Origin of the sequence: Pseudomonas sp. ACN8 (assembly GCF_002303925.1) — a bacterium.
GTDB lineage: Bacteria > Pseudomonadota > Gammaproteobacteria > Pseudomonadales > Pseudomonadaceae > Aquipseudomonas.
On sequence record NZ_MRCS01000120.1, the window covers coordinates 1 to 988 of the forward strand.

At 61.7% G+C, this 988-nt stretch carries 1 protein-coding gene; it reads right to left on the reverse strand.

Features of this window, described 5'->3' with window-relative positions:
• Positions 1-988 (reverse strand): Ig-like domain-containing protein (locus BSF44_RS29200; RefSeq protein WP_141250121.1); only part of this gene is annotated, 988 nt, incomplete at both ends.

Sequence of the window (988 nt, forward strand, 5' to 3'; positions counted from 1 at the left end):
TCTACCGGCACACGGAAAATCTCGGTACCGTTGTCGTAGATGATCAGGGTCGTGTTCGGCTCGGCGGTGCCGCTGAAGGTTGGCGTGTTGTCGTCGGTGGTATCGCCATCGAGAATCGGCCCGACAATCGCCCCCACGTTATCTTCGAGCTGGCTCGCATCCGCCGCGGCAGGCGGGGTGGTGTCCACGGTGATCGGATAGTCACCGGTCGGATCACTTTCGTTGCCGGCCGCATTGGTGGCCGTGGCCGTCAGGTTGTTCAGGCCTGGCAGCAACGCCGGGTTCGGCGTGATGGTCCAGTCACCGAACTCGTCGGCCGGGATGGTGCCGGCCGCCACACCGTTGACGTACAGGGTGACGATAGAGAACGGCTCAGCGGTACCGCTCACTTGTGGCTCGGTATCGTTGGTGCTCTCGCCCGGCATGATGTTGCCGACATTATTGGCGACGTCATCCAGTACCCCGGTGATGCTCGGGGCAGGTGGCAAACCACCGGCAATCAGTTCGAAGTCGACATTGTTGGATGGCGCGCTGATGTTGCCGGCGGCATCTTCAGCCCTCACGGTGAGGTCATGCGGACCATTGAGCAGTGGCGGAACCGGGGTGTGGCTCCAGCTACCATCCGCCTCGACCGGGACACGGCCGATTTCCATGCCATTGTCGTAGATGATGATGGTGCTGCCAGCCTCACCGGTACCGCTGATTTCCGGCTGGGCATCGTCGGTGATGTCGCCCGGGTTGATATTGCCGGTGGTCGTGCCCTGGTCATCGAGTACGCTGTCGATGGTAGGTGCGGTCGGTGCAGTGGTATCGATGGTGATGGTCCACGGAGCAGACGGCGCACTCTGGTTACCGGCCGGGTCCTGGGCAATCACATCGAACACGTTGGTCGAGCCATTGTTCAGCGGCGGGTTCGGCGTGAAGCTCCAAGTGCCATCGAGTTGAACCGGCACACGATCGATCTCGACACCGTTGTTGCGGATGATGA